The 18,312-nt window shown below is 42.9% G+C and carries 13 protein-coding genes; 5 read left to right on the plus strand and 8 right to left on the minus strand.

Annotated features, from left to right (window positions below):
* Positions 1 to 34 precede the first annotated feature (34 nt).
* The gene (locus DWW23_RS08905; RefSeq protein ID WP_122352939.1) at positions 35 to 1,291 is read left to right on the plus strand and encodes a TolC family protein; all 1,257 of its coding nucleotides are present in this window, start codon (positions 35 to 37) and stop codon (positions 1,289 to 1,291) included.
* 52 nt (positions 1,292 to 1,343) lie between these two features.
* On the opposite strand, the gene DWW23_RS08910 is transcribed toward DWW23_RS08905, so the two are convergent.
* The gene (locus DWW23_RS08910; RefSeq protein WP_122352940.1) at positions 1,344 to 1,655 is read right to left on the minus strand and encodes a type II toxin-antitoxin system RelE/ParE family toxin; all 312 of its coding nucleotides are present in this window, start codon (positions 1,653 to 1,655) and stop codon (positions 1,344 to 1,346) included.
* Complete coding sequence (locus DWW23_RS08915; protein ID WP_233564291.1) at positions 1,652 to 1,903, minus strand: hypothetical protein; 252 nt, start codon at positions 1,901 to 1,903, stop codon at positions 1,652 to 1,654. Before DWW23_RS08915 ends, DWW23_RS08910 begins: the two co-directional genes overlap by 4 nt.
* A 99-nt stretch (positions 1,904 to 2,002) precedes the next feature.
* On the opposite strand from DWW23_RS08915, the gene DWW23_RS08920 reads away from it, so the two are divergent.
* From DWW23_RS08920 to DWW23_RS08935, 4 genes are read left to right on the plus strand one after another with little or no spacing between them, the layout of a single operon-like run.
* The gene (locus tag DWW23_RS08920; RefSeq protein ID WP_122352942.1) at positions 2,003 to 2,779 is read left to right on the plus strand and encodes an EFR1 family ferrodoxin; all 777 of its coding nucleotides are present in this window, start codon (positions 2,003 to 2,005) and stop codon (positions 2,777 to 2,779) included.
* Between the two features lie 11 nt (positions 2,780 to 2,790).
* Positions 2,791 to 3,774: a TlpA disulfide reductase family protein gene (locus DWW23_RS08925; protein ID WP_122352943.1), complete on the plus strand. Its 984-nt coding sequence runs from the start codon at positions 2,791 to 2,793 to the stop codon at positions 3,772 to 3,774.
* Between the two features lie 2 nt (positions 3,775 to 3,776).
* Positions 3,777 to 4,403 carry a hypothetical protein gene (locus tag DWW23_RS08930; protein WP_122352944.1) on the plus strand — a complete coding sequence of 209 codons (627 nt, stop codon included), beginning with the start codon at positions 3,777 to 3,779 and terminating at the stop codon, positions 4,401 to 4,403.
* A gap of 49 nt (positions 4,404 to 4,452) precedes the next feature.
* Entirely contained in the window at positions 4,453 to 5,322 is an 870-nt protein-coding gene (locus DWW23_RS08935; protein ID WP_233564292.1) for a TIGR01777 family oxidoreductase, read from the plus strand.
* Between the two features lie 717 nt (positions 5,323 to 6,039).
* Here the strand turns inward: DWW23_RS08935 and DWW23_RS08940 are convergent.
* The 6 genes from DWW23_RS08940 to DWW23_RS08965 form a co-directional block, all read right to left on the minus strand.
* Entirely contained in the window at positions 6,040 to 9,420 is a 3,381-nt protein-coding gene (locus DWW23_RS08940) for a glycoside hydrolase family 2 TIM barrel-domain containing protein (RefSeq protein ID WP_122352945.1), read from the minus strand.
* Positions 9,421 to 9,518: 98 nt separating this feature from the next.
* Positions 9,519 to 10,073, minus strand: a complete 555-nt coding sequence (locus DWW23_RS08945; protein ID WP_122352946.1) for a DUF3332 domain-containing protein — start codon at positions 10,071 to 10,073, stop codon at positions 9,519 to 9,521.
* Between the two features lie 10 nt (positions 10,074 to 10,083).
* Positions 10,084 to 11,589 (minus strand): PD40 domain-containing protein, encoded by a 1,506-nt coding sequence (locus tag DWW23_RS08950; protein WP_122352947.1) that lies wholly within the window; start codon positions 11,587 to 11,589, stop codon positions 10,084 to 10,086.
* A gap of 3 nt (positions 11,590 to 11,592) precedes the next feature.
* Complete coding sequence (locus DWW23_RS08955) at positions 11,593 to 13,149, minus strand: DUF6057 family protein (protein ID WP_122352948.1); 1,557 nt, start codon at positions 13,147 to 13,149, stop codon at positions 11,593 to 11,595.
* Between the two features lie 53 nt (positions 13,150 to 13,202).
* Positions 13,203 to 14,834: a RagB/SusD family nutrient uptake outer membrane protein gene (locus tag DWW23_RS08960; RefSeq protein WP_122352949.1), complete on the minus strand. Its 1,632-nt coding sequence runs from the start codon at positions 14,832 to 14,834 to the stop codon at positions 13,203 to 13,205.
* A gap of 20 nt (positions 14,835 to 14,854) precedes the next feature.
* Positions 14,855 to 17,914 carry a TonB-dependent receptor gene (locus DWW23_RS08965; protein ID WP_122352950.1) on the minus strand — a complete coding sequence of 1,020 codons (3,060 nt, stop codon included), beginning with the start codon at positions 17,912 to 17,914 and terminating at the stop codon, positions 14,855 to 14,857.
* Positions 17,915 to 18,312 lie beyond the last annotated feature (398 nt).

Below are 18,312 nucleotides of genomic sequence, written 5' to 3' on the forward strand. Positions count from 1 at the left end.
AAATTAGAAATTGCAGATAAAAAGAATAAAAGATATGCGACAATATATTACTATGTGCCTGCTTGCCGGAAGTTTGGCAGGGAGTGCCCAGCAGATGGTTCCCCTCTCTTACCGCAATTATATGGAGAAGGTGACGGAAGGGAACCTGGAGTATGCAGCCGAACGTCTGAATATGGATGTTTCCGAAGCGGAGGTCGTTGCTTCGAAAGTCTTCAACGACCCGAACCTTTCCGTATCGTATTTCAATAACGAAAACGGAAGCTTGCAGATGGGAGAAGGAGTAGAGGTAGAACTGAGCAAAACGTTTTCTTTCGGGAAACGGGGAGCGAATATAGCCCTTGCCCGGAGTGAAAGTGAATTGACGAAGGCGCTCCTTGCCGATTACTTCCGCAACTTGCGTGCCGATGCTACGGTCTCTTACCTGGAGGCATTGAAACAATATGAATTGTATAAGGTGAAGCAGAATGCTTATGAGAATATCCGCCAGTTGGCGGAAAGTGACAGTGTTCGTTTCACTTTAGGGAAGATTATGGAGATCGATGCTACGCAAAGCCGTCTGGAGGCTGGTATCCTGAAGAATGAATTATTGCAGGCGGAAACAGATTTGCATAACGCTTTCTCTAATCTGAACCTGCTGACCGGTTCGGTTGCCCGGGATACCTTATATATTCCGGAGGCTTCGCTGCATCTGTCATCCCGCGATTTTGTGCTTGCCGACCTGATCTCTACTGCTTCCATCAACCGTGCCGATCTGGTGGCTGCCCTGAAGAATAAGGAAGTAGCTGCCCGTGCTCTGAAAGTGACACGGCGGGAACGGAATACGGATGTAGACCTTTCCATCGCTGTAAGCAAGAATGCCCGGGTATATAATGAAGAAGCTCCGGCTCCTCCCTTTACGGGGGTGACGGCGGGGATCGCCATTCCTCTGAAGTTTTCCAACTTTAATAAAGGGGCGGTGCGTGCAGCCCGTTTCCGTGAACAGCAGGCGGAAACGCAGTATCAGCAGGCTTTATTACAGGTACAGACGGAAGTGATGCAGGCTTACCGCAGTTATCAGTCATTGACGGTGCAGGTCAGTCATTATGAGAATGGCATGCTTCATGCGGCCCAGGAAGTGATCGACGGGAAGATCTATAGCTATAACCGGGGAGAAGTCTCCCTGCTGGAGGTCCTGGATGCCCAACGGACGTATGATGATGTGCAGGCACAATATATAGAGACTTTGTTCAATTATTGTACAGCGCTTGTAGAGTTGGAGAAGAGTGCCGGGGTTTGGGATGTGGAGATGTAATAGGAAAAGCACAGTAAATAATCTGTATAAAGGATGTTTACTGTGCTTCTATCTATAAGGCTTGGGACAGTTTATCCGGATTTTGTCTGCAATCGAATATGGCAGCAATTCTGATATAATTATCCTTTTCCAGGCAATATACGATTTTATAATTACCTTCAATAAGCGAACGATATCCATGAGGATTACTAAGTAATAAAGGTTCCTTAAATCCTAACAGGGGTTGTTCTTTCAGTCTTTTACTGCTTAGTCTGATTGCATCAGAAATTTTTTTGGCAGTACGTACTCCGTATCGCGTCTTATAAAAGTTGAATATTTCTGTGATTTGTTCTTTGGCGATAGGGTCCCATCTAAGCTTTTTCATTTAAGCGAATCCAAGTAGTTATCCATATCCTCTTCTTCGATAAACTTCCCGTGGCGGTAGTTCTCTTCAGATTCAGCAACAACCGATCTCATTTCATCAAGAGTCGGTGCCCAAGGATACGGTTTACTTTTAGATGCAACCTTTCTTTGCTGTAAAGCTTTTGCGTAATTCTCCAACTCTGTAAACTCCTCTTCACTCATCGAGAGGATGAACTCGGTGAAACATTGTTTCCGTAAATTTAATTCCATTGTAGTCATAATATTTCTTATTTGGTTTACTAGCATAACAAAGATAAGGCATTAATTCTGAATTATATTTACATTTGTAACCAAATAAGAAATACACGTATGATATTTTACTTTTCAGGAACCGGGAACTCCCGTTGGGTTGCGAATGCTTTGGGCATCGCTTTGGGAGAGCCTGTTGTTTCGATAGCAGAGGAGTTAAAAACAGGTAAAAAGGAATTTGTCTGTCCGCTCAGGGAAGACGAGAAAGTGCTGTTCGTTTACCCGGTGCATTCCTGGGGACCAGCTGTTCCTGTAACTCGCTTTATCTCTGGCTTGAAGCTGACCGGATACGATAAACAACCGGTTTATTCTATCTCAACCTGTGGCGACGAATGTGGTTATACGGATGATATAATGCGGAAAGTACTGAAAAAGAAAGGTCTTATACTGACCGATAGTTACTCAGTCATTATGCCGAACAATTATATCCTGTTACCGGGCTTCGATGTCGATAGCAAAGAGGTGGAACAAGAGAAACTGAAAGACGTCCCTTCGGCTGTCGATGCTATTGTTGCCGCTATTCGGGATGGTAAAAACGTTAATTTATACAAGAAAGGAAGCCTGCCGGGACTGAAAAGCTACTGGATATATCCTCTTTTTACTAACTTTGCCATAGGGAAGAATTCTTTTCGGGTGACGGATGACTGTATCTCATGCGGCCTGTGTGAGCGGGTTTGTCCGACCGGAACGATCACGCTGACCGACGGGAGACCTGTCTGGTCTGATACCTGTGTACAATGTGTCGCTTGTATCCATCGCTGTCCGGTTCGTGCCATCGAATATGGTAAGATTACCTTGAAGAAAGGAAGATATCATCATCCCGATACTAAACAATAAACAAAGCAAAAATGAAACAATTTGTAATGATGGTTATGGCGTTGTTCCTGTTGGCAAGCTGTCAGGAAACGTCCAAAGGTTATGTAATAAACGGAGTAGTGGAGAATATGCCTGATGGCAAGATCTATCTGAAATCCTTCCGTAATAAAATGTTCTTTGATGTGGATACAGCCGAGATCGAGGATGGTAAATTTACCTTCAAAGGTGAAGTAGACCAGCCTCTGTTGTATGGTCTGGCTACCGAGGATATGAATTATCCGGTACAACTCTTTGTTGAGAACACTATTATGGATGTAACGATCGGTAATGACGGTGAGACAATTATCGTTCAGAATTCTCCTGTTAATGTGATTTTCCAGGAGAACCAGAGCAAGGTCTTTGAGAACGGGTTCGATATCGATAGCCTGATCAGCAAATATCCTGACTCTCCGGCTGCAGCTTTCTATCTGTACCGGTATTTTACGTATCAGCTACCGCTGGATCAGTTGAAGGCTACTCGTTCTAAAATCTCTCCGGCTTTGGCTAACTGCCCTTATGTGAAGGATCTGGATGGCATCATCGGTCAATTGGAAAACGTACAGATCGGTAAGACGGCACCTGAGTTCTCTTTACCGGATACGGCTGGAGTAGCTGTTTCCTTGTCCGACTTCCGTGGTAAATATATTCTGTTGGACTTCTGGGCATCCTGGTGTCCTCCCTGCCGTCGCGAGAATCCGAATGTCGTGAAAGCATTCCAGGATTACAAGGATAAGAACTTCACGATCATCGGTATTTCCCTGGATAATAATAAAGATAAATGGCTGAAGGCCATCGCTGATGATAACCTGACCTGGACACATGTATCCGACCTGAAATACTGGGATTCGGAAATACCGGCCTTGTATGGTGTCCGTGGCATTCCGGCTAATGTTTTGCTGGATCCTGACGGTGTGATCATTGCCAAGAATATCACAGGTGAAGAATTGCATAATACTTTAAAAGATGTAATCAAATAAGCATGAAACGAAATCTGCTTATATCCTTTTTCTGCCTTCTCTGCCTGTGGGTTTCCGCTGCGGAGAAGGTTGATTTTGATAAAGCCGTCCGTACGGCTGTCGAACGGCAGATGCAGGCTTATCCGAAATCGACGTTGAAAGATCTGTATAAGAATTTCTTTCAGGATAAGTTCGGTCCCGGACATATTATCAGCGATACGACTGCTGCCGGAAATTATTTGCGCCGTGAAATGGCTTCTTATACGGAAACAGAAGGTGAACTGGCAGAGCCGACCGGTTGGGAAGGCAACTTCTACCGGGTAAACCTGTCCGTCATAAAGAACGGGCAAATTCCTTACCAGACCTTTTTTGATGCATTTATTCGTAGTGTGAACGGAATCCGGTCTGTGACCGTTGCCGAATGGCAAAAAGAATGGAACCGGATTGAAGCAATTATCCGTTCGATGGAGCTTACCTTACCGGACTATGAAAGTGATAGGAAAGAGATCGACGACCGTTTGAACCGGGGTGAATATGTCGGTCATCACAGTAAAGTGTTCGAAGAGACTTACTCTCCGCATTACCGTATCATCAGTAAAGATATTTTTGAACAAGAATTACAACCTTTAATACAATTGTCATCCAATTAGTTACAACAAACAATCAATCCTTCTTGTTTTATTATTGAATAATAAATAGATGAAGAAGGAGATGAGAATTGCAATCAGCGGTAATTCAGGTTTTATAGGACGGCATCTGACAGAGTTTTTATCTGCCGGAGGAAATGTTGTTGTCCCTTTGAAACATTCGATGTTCCGTTCGAGGTCGGATGAGAAACTGAGGCAGGCACTGACCGGATGCAATGTCGTAATCAACTTGGCGGGAGCTACTATCAACCAGCGCTGGACCCGGAAAGCCAAGCGTAAAATACTGAACAGCCGTATCCATACGACCCGGCGATTGGTTTCGATCATCAATGGGATGGAGGTGAAGCCGGAAGTGTTCATCTCTGCTTCTGCCGTCGGTATTTATCCGGATAAGGGTATTTATTCGGAAAGCAGTACGTCGGAAGGAACGGGTTTCCTGGCTGATGTCTGTATCCGTTGGGAAGACGAGGCGCAGAAGCTGTCGAGAGATATCCGGCTGGTTATTGCACGTTTCGGGGTTGTCCTGGCGAAAGACGGAGGCGCGTTGCCTAAGATGTTATTGCCGTTCCGTTTCTTTGTCGGCGGAAAGATTGCTTCCGGAAAACAAGGGTTCTCCTGGATACATATAGAAGATGTTTTGCATGCCATTCAGTTCATTATCGATCATAAGGACTTGTCGGGAATCGTGAATCTCGTTGCTCCCCAGCCTTTGACAAACCGGGCTTTTACAAAAGTTACCGCCGAGGTGATGCATCGTCCGGCATGGTTGACTATTCCCCGGAAAGTTTTCCAATATGTATATGGGGAAGGTGCGGAGGTGGTCACCAAAGGACAGCAGGCTTATCCTGCCCGGCTACTTTCTGCCGGGTATATATTCCGTTATTCGGATATACGGCTGGCTTTATATAGTTTCATGATGTGATCTTAGACATATCAACAAAAGTTTTTCATAATAAATCCTTCATTCCTTCATCTGCTACGTAATTTGCTGATTGTTAATCTTTATAGATGAAGGTATTTAATTAAGATGAAGGATGCTTCCTTTATTTTTGATTTTTTTTATTCATAGATGATATTATTCGATGCTGTAAAAGGAGTAGGTTTCTTTCGAAGGATTGTCTGTAAACTTATAGTATTCTAGCATATATCCGGTAATCTCTTAGGTCCGTTATTATATCTCTTTTTCTGTTTCCCATTTGTCGGACGCTTGTTTGACAGTTGGCAAACGCTTGGAAGACTGCTGTCGAATAAGCGTTCGACAGATGACAAACAATAGAAAGTTAATAACTTTCGGAGTAATAAGTAATTAGTTCTTTACTTGTTGTTTGTTATTTAGATGCTACTCTTTGCCGAACAGATTCAACCGGAATAGTACTGACTTTAAGCAGAAATATGAAGTGTTTTTCCAAAAGAAAGATCATAACCTTCATGCTGTCCCAAAATCATTCATTGTAATATATCGGTAATCAATCGATTAAGCAACAGATGAAGGAATGAAGAAATTATTTTGAAAAACTTTTGTTGTGTTGATGTGTCCCGTTTATTCACAGATGAGGTTTGGCTTTACATTGTAGATATGGCAAATAAAAAAGCGGCCCCATTAATCGGAGACCGCTTTCCTGTTTATATTGGCACTTATTTATTTGTAGCTATAACCCGCTTTCTTTTGTGCACTGTTCGCATTTGAAGCCGGGATTAAAGTGAAGCCCCACTTGTATTCCTGGTCGGCAGGTAAAGTGTATTCAGGTTCCGGACGAGAATACCAGCTGTCGTAACCGGCTAATCCCTGTTGTTTCAGGTCGACACATACTTCTACGAAGTTACGCGGAGTAATATCGTTGATGTGTGTCTGGCGAGGTTTGTCGTACGGGCCGAGGTTCGGACGGTTGTCGATCTCTTCCTGTGTGAAGTTGTTCCATTGGTACGGACGGTTGGTAGTCTTTCCGGCATCGAAATCTTCCACGGAATTACGCATCGCATTAAATTCCATTTCATCGTCGGCAACGATCAACAAGTTCTTGCCTTTGCCGCCTAAAGTGATCCAGCGGGTATCGCAATGATGACCGTTTTCCTGCGGACGAACATAGGGGAAATACTGCTCTTCAGCCGTGCTCTTATACTGTCCGATCATGTAACCGGCTTTACGGTCCCAATAATTTTCCAGCGGACCGCGTCCGAAGTATTCCAGCTGATCCATCGTAACCGGCAGACGGAAACGAACACCGATACGGGGAACGACCATCTTGTCGCGACCGCTTACCTTATCACGACCCGGGGAGAATGTTGCCGTGGCAGTTGCTTCGGAAATACCGATCTTCACGCCATCCAGATGAGCCGGAGTGAAATGAGTAGCTACATTCATAACACCGTCAGGATAGATCTTGTAAGTGATCAGGAACTGGTTGCCGGCCGGTAATTTATAATCGACGTTTACGATCGCATTACCGTCGACGATCTCGGCAGAAGCATTCGTTACGTTGAAGTTGCGGCTGGATAGTTCCCAAATTTCCAAACGTTTCGGGTCACCGCTTCCGTAGTCGTTATCGTTAGGTGCACGCCAGAAGTTCGGCTGGATACCGAAACCTTCGTTGAAATATTCTGTTCCGCCTACTTTATAAGAAGTAACGACACCTGCTTTTTTATCGAATACGAAGTTGACCTTAGAAGAAGTTACTTTTACATTATCTCCTTCTTCAGATACAGTCAGTTTAGGACCACCCGCCTTATAAGCTACCTTTTCGGCTTCGATAGGCAAACGGAACTGATCCTGTGCGATATCGTAACCGGCCGGAATAACACCTTCCTGTTTTGTGGAAGTAACGACAAAGTCAACCAGATAATCGGTACCGGCCTGTGGTTTCAAATCGGCTACAGGAACAGTGATTTCCTGTGAAGCCTGCGGAGCCAGGTCGAGTGAAACTTTATTACTCTTGATTACTTTGTTGTTGGCCTTTACGGTATAGGTGATCATATAATCTTTCAGGTTGGTGAAGTAGAAACGGTTCGTGATCTTGAATACACCGTTTGCTGCATTAACAGCTTCGAAACCGACATTCTGATGCGTAAATTTCACCTCTGCTATTGCCGGATGCGGGGTACGGTCCGGATTGACGAGGCCGTTGCAAAGGAAGTTTCCGTCGCTGGGCATATCTTTACCGAAGTCACCGCCATAAGCATAATACTCTTTTCCGTTTTCGTCTTTTACAAGAATGCCCTGATCTACCCAGTCCCAGATCCAGCCACCCTGAAGGTTCGGATATTTGTAGATAGCTTTCCACTGTCCCCAAAGGTTACCTGTCGAGTTACCCATTGCGTGAGCATATTCGGACGGAGCAACCGGACGGTCGCTGCCTTTTGCACCGATCTCTTCCAGCCATCCGGCACTCGGATACTGAGGAACATACATATCCGTATTCCATTCCCAAAGGGCACGTTCGTAGTTGACCGGACGGTCCATCAAACCTTTTTCTTTGTTTTTCAGGTAAAGGTAAGTCTGATAGAAGTTATATCCGTTACCGGCTTCGTTACCCAGCGACCAGATAGTTACTGACGGGTAGTTCTTGTTACGTTCATACATATTCATTGTACGATCCATGTGCGGCAACAGCCATTCCGGGTTGTTACCTAGTGAACCGCCTTTGCTCAGGCTGTAATACATACCGTGCGATTCGACATTTGCTTCATCATACACATACAATCCGTATTCGTCGCAAAGCTCATAGAACCGGCGGTCCTGTGGGTAGTGGCACAAACGAACCGAGTTGATGTTGTTCTTTTTCATCAGTTCGAAGTCTTTACGCATCAGTTCCTCTGTCACATAATGACCAGTCAGGGGATTGTGTTCGTGGATATTCACCCCTTTGAACTTGATCGGTTGTCCGTTGAACAACAGTACGGTGTACGGTTTGCCGTTACCTGCGATCTGGTCGATCGGTTTGATCTCGATGCGGCGGAAACCGACGTTGTACGGGATAACTTCGGTTACTTTACCATCTTCCTTTACAGTCATCAATAACTTGTAAAGGTTCGGATGTTCGGCACTCCAGGTAGCTACGTCATTTAAATTTTTTTCAAAAGAGGCAGTCTTGATGCTGTTAGCTCCGACCCATAGCTTATTATCTGCTGTGGCAACAGTCTGACCTTTTGTATCCAGCAGTTCGTAAGATACGGTGATGTCTTTTGCTTCTTTCGTATGGTTTTTGATGTCTACAGCCAGATTGAAGATACCATTCTTGTACGTATCGTCCAGGGTAGAGATCACGCGGAAATCATTTACCGCAATCTTAGGTTGTGACCATAGGAATACGTCACGTTCAATACCGCTGATACGCCAGAAGTCCTGACATTCCAGATAAGAACCGGTACTCCATCTGAATATCTTCAGTGTCAATACATTTTTTCCCGGTTGCAGATAGTTATTGATCAGGAACTCCGCCGGGTTCTTGGAGTCTTCACTATAACCTACTTCTTTTCCGTTGACATACACATAAACTCCCGATTTTGCTCCGGAGATATGCAGATACACATCGCGTCCGTCCCAGTTTGCCGGGATCTCGAAGTCGCGGCGGTAAACACCTACCGGATTTGTTTCAGGCAATAGCGGAGGTTGCGGATTACGTGGTTTGAACTCATAGCCATGGTTGGTATAGATGGCTGTGCCATGTCCCTGAAGTTCCCAGTTTCCCGGTACGGTAATATCATCCCAGGAAGCTGTGCTGGTGGATGGGTCAGTGATATTTGCCGGAAGATCCTTGTATGAATCTACAAAATAGAATTTCCAGGTTCCGTTCAGTAATGAATAGTAGGGACTCTTTTCAAAACTGGAAGTGAGAGCTGTCGAACGGTCGCCATACGTCATGAACGAGCTGCGCGGCAGTTCTTTGTTTACGGCAACGACCTGAATGTCCTGCCAGTACGGCTTCGTATCCGGGGCGGCTGTCGCATGAGCAGCAAAAGCAGTACCCAGAAGGAAGCAACCGAATGCTCCGGTGAGCATTGCTTTCTTAATCGAGTGTTTCATTTGTATTTATTTAGGTTGGTAGTATCTTATTGAAAATGGGAGGCCGGTAATTATATGTACATATCAATTACCAGTCTCCCATTTTAAGTGTTGTCTTTTTATTTAGCAGCGTAATAAGAGTAGCCTTCAACTACCTGACGGAATGCCAGAACACCTGCCTGATTCAATTCTACGTTCATTTCTTTACCGTCCGGCAAATACATGACCACTTCGTCGTTATCAGTAAACTTTAACAGTTTAGTCGCTTCGCCATCGGCTTCCACACTCCAGCTCTTGTCTGTTTCGTTGAATACAAGGTCGATTGCTTTTTCTTCACCTTCTTTTTGGATATGATATCCGTCTTTCTTGGTTTCGACAGTATATACACCGTCTTTTCCGTTGATTGTCTTTACGGTTCCTGCATCTGCAACAGGATTGTTTCCGCTCCAGAATTCGATAGAGTTCAGAACCAGTATATCTGCAAGAGCTGAGATTTCATAAACGGGGACAATCCAGAAAGCGATAAATACTAATTCGTTGACGAACTTACTGTCGATATTTCTGTTCCAATCCAAAAGTTTGTTTGTCAAGCCGAATGATCCGATGCAAGATGAAAATAGAACACTGCTGGCCAAGGTTGTAGCCACTAATAATGTTAAACTTTTTTTCTTCATGAATTTTAAATTATTTGTAGTTAATTTGGGGCGAAGATAATAATAATTTTGTTTCCCAACTTACTGTTTCTTTATTATTTCGGCATTCCATGAGCAGTTCATCCCTGTTTTTTACAGGTACTGTAAGGAGTTCCGGCAAGTTGAATGTTTTAGTGAATTTGAGATAAAAATCCGGGTCTTCCTGAGGTAAAACGAAAGGTTTGCATGCCATTCCCGTTTGAGTATCAAATTTGGCGATATAGGGATGAGCCCATAGACCATCCTGCCGTTTGCTGCTGAAAACGAACCATTCGCCGGTAGACGACCAGGTATGAAAACTATCTACATCCGTACTGTTCACCTCTTCCATATTACGTATTTCGTTTGTTTCCAGATTTAATAAGTACAGTTCACTTTCCGGATGCCAGATTGAAAAGTTTCCGTAATCAGAACAAGTAAACATCAGATATTTTCCATCCGGTGAAATACGGGGGAAAGAGACGCTTTTCCCCTTTTCAGAGGCTTTATAGACACATTCAGGAGAACCGAAGTCTCTTTTTTCTACATTAAAAGAGATTCTGTACAGGTCATATCGTATATTACTTAGAGGTGTTTTTTTATCGATAGCCTTACTTCGGCAGAAATAAAGCATAGTCCCGTCAGGATTCCATGCAGGGAATGTTTCCATCCACTCATTGCCATAAATTGCCGGTGAGGTAATTAAGTGGTTTGTTTTTGTATCTAAAATGATCAGATCTGATTCGGAATCGGCTACTTCGATTGCTTTGGGGCCTGTAGAATGGAAATATTGCTGAATTTCATTGACTGAAAATGCCAGATACCGTCCTGCCGGATGCCAGGCGGCATAAGTCCCTCCGTTGTTCATTTCAGGCGTTTTTATATCCAGCCTGCTGAAATTTTCCTGTTGCTTTATAAGCGTTCCTCCCATTTTACCACGTATGTGGATCATCATGGTTTCGGACGAATTTTTACAGAATGTGTGACAGTTTATACATCCTTTTTCTACGGATTTATTTTCGATAATCGGACTCTCTTCGTATGTGCTTAAATTGCGTTGGTAAATTCCCATTTGATTCCATAATTCATATCCCGGATAGATGAGACGGTAAGCCAGATACGGGTCGATTGGCGATTTTGAAATATTATTTATAATATCCGGATATTGTATCCATTTATTGTCCTGTTGTATACAGATACGGATATAAAACATATTTCCTGTAGTATCGTTTAAAAGCTCTTTCCACTTTTTTTGCGGGATAACGACAGATGGTTGTTTACTTCTCAATCGGGTATAGATTTGATTTTGATTACCTATCTCCGTATAATATTCTTCTCCTTTTTCCATGATGCGGAAATTGGGCGGGGCAATATTAGAGGGAAAGGTGACTCCCGTGTAGTCCGGAAAGATATTTATTGATTTACTTGTTTGTATGTCGGGTGTTACGCCTGTTTGTTTACAAGCGGATACTATCCATAATAAGGAATATATGAGTACTATGTATTGTGTATGTTTCATGACCTATTGTTTATCGATGATCTTATTACCGTAAGGACTTAGGAAATGGAGATAATACCAGAAGGTATCTCCGAATTGTTCTTTTAATTTTTTTATTTCTTTCTTCCGGTAAAGAGTATAGTAAGTTCTGAATCGGTATTCCGTTTCTTCGCTGATCGTAAAACCAAGTTTATCATATGTTTCTTTGTCCACTCCCAATTTATAAGTATAGAGTGCTTCTTCGTATAGACGGGGCAAAGAAGCGTATGGAAAAGTTCGTATTCTCCCCAGGTTTTCAGCAAAGCGGGTAATCTGGTTACTAAGTAACAAGTCGCTCATTAAATACTCAAACGCCATTTGATTGGAGGAATCCCGGTCGCATAAATAGCTTAACTCCGGGCCTATATTCAATATATTGGCAAAACGGACTTTTTCCTCCGGATTATACGAGAGTGCATTTGGAAATGGACTTTGTTTTTCCCGAATCATTTTTTCGTATATTTCCGTGTCTCGTTTATAGAATAAAGATTGTTTTAATACGTTGATGAAACGGTGTGCAACGCCATATCGTTGAATTGCTATATTATACCGGACCAGATTGGTTATTATCGGAGCTGTTTCTCCATATACTACCATCGCTTCGAAGGCCCAACGGTGGGCTTCATTTATATAACCTAATTGTTCATAAATATAATGACCGTATCTACTTCTTTCGGGTTCTCCTGTCCAGGGAAGGCATAAGGAGGCGACTCCTTTGGTTTGCGGATATTTCAATAAGTCGTAGGGCATACGTCCGATATGGAAAAGTGCCATGTTACGGAAATATTCCATTAGCTGATTATTGCCACGGAATTTGTCGGCACAATGTAATACTTTTTCCCATTCTTTCTTTTTTAAATGATCTTCTGCTTCAAGCAGCAACCGTTCTTTCATGTTGTAGTTGATGATAAACAGATACGATGTGCTGCCGGTATACAGACAAATGCATATAGAAAGACAATAGTAATATTTTTTGTCAGTAAAGAAACGGGATAAATATTTAGCAGATAACCCACTGATGATAATCACAGAAACGGATATTAATAGAGGCATCCAACCCAGGTTGAACACGGTTATCAATGAGATGGGGATTAAGGAATAATAGAAATATCTTTTTCTGAGAAAAGAAAGACAATAGAATATCAGCAGGTAACAAAAGATATTTGACGCATGATAAAATTTAAAATCAATAGATTCGAATTGGATCAGTAAGTATAACGGTATCAATACAGCTAAATGTAATGGATCGTTTTGTCTTGCGATCCGCTGACAGATCAGGCAGGGAAGAAGATAAATAAAAGATAATAATAGCGTGAAAATGACTTTTCCGGCATAGGGATAGTAAAAAAACTGGATAATGAAATTTGCCATATAACGACCGAGCCCACCGCTTTCATATAGATAGCTTTCCAGGTAAGAACGACTGAACAAAAATAGTTCCTGCTGTTCATGGTAAGGTATGATATAAGCCAGGCTGTCCATGAATAGAAACATGAATGAAGCGATAAGGCAGATGAACAGAAACCAATGGCTGTTTTTCATAAGGTGTCGTTTTGGGAGAAGGAACCTGGATTCAACCAGGTCCCTTTGAGTTTTTAATAACCGGAATTCTGTGTTAATGCAGGATTCAGGTCAATTTCCGATTGAGGAACCGGATATACATAGTTGTGATCTGAATATCGGCTGCCAGTTAATTTTATATTTTCACCCTCATACAATATACATCTTTGTCCGTCGGGAGAGCTGGGGTCGTCTACGAGTTTGTATTTTAAACCGAGGAAAGGAGCATTCAATACTTCGCTGGCAATACCCCATCGGCGAATATCCCACTGGCGTTTGCCTCCTTCCAGGGCAAACTCTACACGCCATTCATTACGGATGCGTTGACGCAATTCGTCCTGTGTCCCGCAGTATGTCGGTTTGCTTGCATCTGTCTTTTGCAGTTCGGGAATACCGGCACGGCGGCGTACACGATTTACAGCCTCGAAAGCAGAATCATCCAAAGGAGTCGTTTCATTTTTAGCCTCTGCATACGTCAGCAATACTTCTGCGAAGCGAATCACATGCCAATCCTTTCCCATATCCCAACCTGTCGATTGCGGATCGATACTCGGATCCAACCATTTCTGCTGATAATAACCGGTTGCCGTAGCATCACCGTGCTGGGCGATACCGGTGTTACCGCTAGACTTCAATGGAGCAACTTTGATGACTGTACCATACATCTCTTCACCATCATGTAATACGCAAACTTCCAAACGTGGGTCGCGGTTTGTAAACGGATCGTTTTCTTTGTATAGCGACGATTTGCTGATCGGTGCGCCGTCAATACATTCGAAAGCATCTACCAGGCTCTGTGTCGGGTTGATACCTCCCCAGCCTTTTGTCGGGAAACATTCCCATCCGATGATATAGTTGGTGTTATCCGGTGCGTTAAACTGGCGGACCAGAATAGCTTCGCTACACGCTTCCTGGCTTTCCCAGAATAATTCGGCATACCTTCCGGTGCCTTCTGCATCGAACAATTCATACTGGTTGGAGTCGATAACAGCCTTTGAAGCCGCTGCAGCGACTTCCCAATCAGCGTAATACAAAGCTGCACGTGCTTTCATTGCATAAGCGGCTCCTTTTGTTATACGACCGTATTTGTCGGACGACCATTCTTTCGGTAGCTTTTCAATAGCATAGTCGAAATCTTCCATTACCTTTTTGTAAACTTCTTCGCGGGGAGTACGGGTGATTCCTTCCAGCTGATCCAATGCCAGGCTGCTTTCCACATAAGGGACATCGCCAAACTGCTGGATTAGTTCGAAATAAAGGTAACCGCGCAGAAAACGGGCTTCTCCGATGGTAGCTTCTTTATCTGCTGTCGGATAATCTTCTATCATATCTATTTTTTCCAGCAGGATGTTGCAGGCACGAATGGAAGAATAACTTCCGCTCCAACCGAAACCAGCCGGATCATAAATACCTTTTGACACATCTCCGGCAGCCCATTTGATGCCATGTACTGCATTATCGGAGTTAATATCTCCATCTATATCTCCATTTGCGCTACCGGGTAATACCCCATAAATATCTGCAACAAACATCTCTGCATCGACTGGTTTTGTCCAGAAACTGCCGTCAGACAATTCTTCCTGCGGATAACGATCCAGAAAATCGCTACATGAGCAGAGACTTAATAATAATGCCGATATGGTAACTGATAATATATTTTTTTTCATATCTGTTTAAGCGTAAGAAATTAGAATGAAACTTTTAAACCTAAAGACACCTTTTTAACATTACCGTAATAGGCTCCGCGATTGGAAGCCGGAGCTTCGGGATCGATACCTTCCAAACCACTGAATGTTAATAGATTTTCACCGGATAGATATACTTTAACCTTGTCGACTCCTATCTTTTGAGTAAGAGCAGACGGAATATTATATCCTAATGAAATATTTTTCAGACGAACATAAGATGCATCCTGTAACCAGAAAGAAGAGGTTGAAAAGTTTACCTGTGAATCTTTGGTGATACGAGGATAAGAGGCATTGTGATTATCAGGAGTCCAGCGATCCAGGTGACGTTCCAGTACTTTTCCGCTATTGTAGAATGCATAAGCGGATTCTCCTGTATAGTAACCATCTACATCGAAGGCTCCCTGGAAAAATGCAGAAAAGTCGAAATCTTTGTAGAAGAGACTTATATTCAGACCTCCTGTCCATGACGGCTTATCTTTACCGATCACTTTGCGGTCGTTCGCTGCATCGATTTTACCGTCACCGTTCAAATCGCGATATTTAATATCTCCCAGTTGTTCTGTTCCGGTACGTTTCGCATCGTTCGCTAATTCTTCTTCCGTATTGAAATAGCCGATAGCTTCGTAGCCGTAGAATGAGCCTAAAGCATATCCTTCAAGGTACCAGTATTTGCTATCATCCGGATTTTCACCTTCCGTTCCGCACATATCTGTAATTTTATTTTTTACATAGGCGACATTTAGGTTAATAGCATAGCTGAAATCTTTATTGATCCGGTTATTATGGAAAACGCTTAAGTCAAAACCTGTATTTTGCATGCTACCTGCATTTTGTGCCGGAGCATCCATGCCGAGGACACCCTGCACCGGCAAATAGAGTAACATATCTTTGGTTTTCTTTTTGTAGACTGACAATTCAAATCCTAAACGGTTATTCAGGAAACCTGCTTCCAGGGCTGCTTCGTAATTGGTTACTGTCGCCCATTTTAGCTCGGAGTTTACATAACGTGATTCATAGGCTGTAGAGTAAAGAGAATTGCCAAACATATAGCTGCCGTATGCATAGGTAGGGATAGCCGGATAGATATCGTCGTCTGCAAGTTCCTCATTACCGGTTTGTCCCCAGCCCAGGCGCAGCTTCAAGTTGCTCAGCCAATTGATATCGGCATCTTTTACAAAACTTTCTTCCGTAATACGCCATCCGGCAGAAACAGAAGGGAAGTATCCCCAGCGTGAGTCTTTCGGGAAACGGGAAGATGCATCGGCACGTAGATTAGCTTCAAACAGATATTTGTCGCTGAAATCATATTGGATACGTCCGAAATAGGAGCGTCGTGCAATTTCGTGGCCTCCGTTTGTATTTGTCTGGGAAGACTTGTCCAATGTGTTCAATGACTCGGTAAGTTCATCGTTTCCACCACCTTTACGGGTAGCCTCCGTATATTTGTATTTATAGTAGATTTGTTCAAAACCGGCTAATACGGCAAGCGAATGTTTTCCGAAAGTTTTGTTATAATTAGCCAATACCTGCGTTGTATACCAGTTCCAGTCATAATATTTTTGATATCCTTCGCGCAGACCGGAGTTATAAGTATTGTTACCGGTACCATATTCCAGTAGTTTTTTGAACCCCTCATTATTACGGGTATCGTTGCGTACAGAGAATAAGGCTTTGACATTCAGTTCCGGTAAAATATTGACTTTGGCGTAGGCTGTTGCGTTGAGCTGCTGGTCTGTTTGTCGTGTAAATCCTGTATTGTTCAGATGGGCAACCGGGTTATTGAGGCCACTATAATAATATGTACCGTCTTCATTATAGACCGGAACGGTAGGAGACAAGCGGTTTGCATATTGGCGAAGCGAAGCATATCCTTCCCATCCGTCATTTTTAGTACCTCTATAGCCTGAAACATTCAATCCGGCATTCAGCCATTTATTGATGTCGCTGTCCACACTGATACGTCCGTTGAAACGATCGTATTTGTTTACATCGATCAGGCCATCCTGGCGTGTATATCCGATAGAAGCATTGTAACTTGTTTTTTCAGAACCTCCGTTGATGGAGAGGTTGTGATAAGTTTCCATTGCATTCTTTTTGAATGTTTCTTTATACCAGTCTGTGTCAGGCAGAGTTCCGTTTCGATAGTTTTCAATATCTTCGTCTGTGTAGGGGAGAATGGCATTGGGATTTTCATTTTTGACTGCTTCGTTATATAACATAGCATAGTCTCCCGATCCCAGGAATTTTAACAATGCAACGGGAGATGTCCATGCGACGGAACCGGAGTAGTTGATACGAGCTTTATCTCCTTTCTTACCTTGTTTAGTCGTGATCAGTATGACACCGTTTGCAGCCTGTACACCATAAATAGCGGAAGATGCGGCGTCTTTCAATACAGTGAGGCTTTCGATATCCTGCGGGTCGATCGTGTTCATACTACCGGGTACTCCGTCTACTATAACCAAGGGGCTACCACCGTTGATGGAGTTTGTACCACGGATGGTAATACTGGCCGTCTGTGATCCCGGAGCACCAGAGCTTTGTATGGCAGTTACACCTGGTATCTGGCCGGCTAAAGCGGCAGATACACTCGCTACACTTCGTGATTCAATAGCTTCGGCAGAAATGTGTGCGACAGAACCTGTCAGGTTTGCTTTTTTCTGTACTCCATAACCGACAACGATCACTTCATCCAGCGCCTGAGAATCTTCTTTCAGGACAATTTTCCCTTTTGAAGCTTCGGATGCTTTGATCTCTAATGTTTTGAATCCAATACTACTGATTACCAGCATGTCCGTAGGATTTGCCTCGATTGTAAATTTTCCATCTAAATCGGTTACAGTTCCGTTTGTCGTGCCTTTAACAACAACATTGGCGCCGATGAGCGGCTCATTCATTCCACCATCAAAGACTACTCCACTTATGGCTTTTTTCTGTTGGGTAATAGATACTTCTGTTGTAATGGCGTACAAGGAAGAAGTGGTTACTGAAACAGGAAAAGCAAGTGCAATTAAAAGCAAAGGGAGTTTGTTTTGCTTTAAAATAGACCTGTAATTCATGTGTTTTTTAATTATGATTAATATTAATACTGTGTAATTAGTATGGAGTTCCTGTAGAACTATATACTTTATTTCTTTGGTAATCGGTTGTATTGTAGTTGTTTGTGGTTTTACGTATGTCTTTTTATTAAAACAGGTTAAGATAAATGCAATGAACGTATTTAACGTTTGGGGGTATTTTTATTAAGAAGAGGTCTAAATTTTAAATATTTATAGTATACATATTAAAAAAATACTATATTTGCAGTGTAATTATTAAATAGTTCTACAGGAACTATGTCATTTACAGACTTTCCGCTTTCTTTCCCCTTTTATTTAAGTATAAGAGTCTTTTGCTGGAATATTGATTATCAAACAGTCATTCGTTTATCTGGTATTTGGGGGTATCATGTGTGATA

The organism is Parabacteroides sp. AF14-59 (assembly GCF_003479515.1).
Lineage (GTDB): Bacteria > Bacteroidota > Bacteroidia > Bacteroidales > Tannerellaceae > Parabacteroides > Parabacteroides faecis.

What these genes read in the sequence shown, in the direction of transcription:
- DWW23_RS08935 (WP_233564292.1), top strand. Translation starts at nt 4,453, where the DNA reads ATGAAGAAGGAGATGAGAATTGCAATCAGCGGTAATTCAGGTTTTATA.
- DWW23_RS08905 (WP_122352939.1), top strand. Translation starts at nt 35, where the DNA reads ATGCGACAATATATTACTATGTGCCTGCTTGCCGGAAGTTTGGCAGGG.
- DWW23_RS08945 (WP_122352946.1), bottom strand. Translation starts at nt 10,073, where the DNA reads ATGAAGAAAAAAAGTTTAACATTATTAGTGGCTACAACCTTGGCCAGC.
- DWW23_RS08930 (WP_122352944.1), top strand. Translation starts at nt 3,777, where the DNA reads ATGAAACGAAATCTGCTTATATCCTTTTTCTGCCTTCTCTGCCTGTGG.
- DWW23_RS08940 (WP_122352945.1), bottom strand. Translation starts at nt 9,420, where the DNA reads ATGAAACACTCGATTAAGAAAGCAATGCTCACCGGAGCATTCGGTTGC.
- DWW23_RS08950 (WP_122352947.1), bottom strand. Translation starts at nt 11,589, where the DNA reads ATGAAACATACACAATACATAGTACTCATATATTCCTTATTATGGATA.
- DWW23_RS08925 (WP_122352943.1), top strand. Translation starts at nt 2,791, where the DNA reads ATGAAACAATTTGTAATGATGGTTATGGCGTTGTTCCTGTTGGCAAGC.
- DWW23_RS08960 (WP_122352949.1), bottom strand. Translation starts at nt 14,834, where the DNA reads ATGAAAAAAAATATATTATCAGTTACCATATCGGCATTATTATTAAGT.
- DWW23_RS08955 (WP_122352948.1), bottom strand. Translation starts at nt 13,149, where the DNA reads ATGAAAAACAGCCATTGGTTTCTGTTCATCTGCCTTATCGCTTCATTC.
- DWW23_RS08915 (WP_233564291.1), bottom strand. Translation starts at nt 1,903, where the DNA reads ATGGAATTAAATTTACGGAAACAATGTTTCACCGAGTTCATCCTCTCG.
- DWW23_RS08910 (WP_122352940.1), bottom strand. Translation starts at nt 1,655, where the DNA reads ATGAAAAAGCTTAGATGGGACCCTATCGCCAAAGAACAAATCACAGAA.
- DWW23_RS08920 (WP_122352942.1), top strand. Translation starts at nt 2,003, where the DNA reads ATGATATTTTACTTTTCAGGAACCGGGAACTCCCGTTGGGTTGCGAAT.
- DWW23_RS08965 (WP_122352950.1), bottom strand. Translation starts at nt 17,914, where the DNA reads ATGAATTACAGGTCTATTTTAAAGCAAAACAAACTCCCTTTGCTTTTA.